We start from the raw sequence: 313 nt of genomic DNA on the forward strand, positions 1-313 counted from the left end.
ACTAGTGCCGCAAAAGAAAGAATCCGGCACAAGCGTCAAAGGCAAAGAGCAGATGACAAACTACGGCAATAGACAATTGCGCGGCGCCCTGTTTATGCCCGCAATGGTCGCTTACCGTAACGGCTACTTCCCAGAGCTGATAAAACGGCTAACCAAAAAGAAAAAGCCCAAGAAAGTAATCATCGGCGCCATCATGCGAAAACTGGCTACTATCGCCTACTACGTTCATACAACCGGCAAGCCATACGAGCCGCACCGCTATCGGCCGCAAAGCTAGCGGCCGCAGCAAAAAGAAAACGGCAGAAAACTGCCG

General features: G+C 51.4%; 1 protein-coding gene. It reads left to right on the plus strand.

Features of this window, described 5'->3' with window-relative positions; genetic code table 11:
* Positions 1-277, plus strand: a 277-nt coding sequence (locus tag MB824_RS01100) for a transposase (protein WP_238745128.1), incomplete at its 5' end; no start/stop codon positions are given.
* Positions 278-313: the final 36 nt, after the last annotated feature.

This window comes from Kingella pumchi (assembly GCF_022288825.1).
Lineage (GTDB): Bacteria > Pseudomonadota > Gammaproteobacteria > Burkholderiales > Neisseriaceae > Kingella_D > Kingella_D pumchi.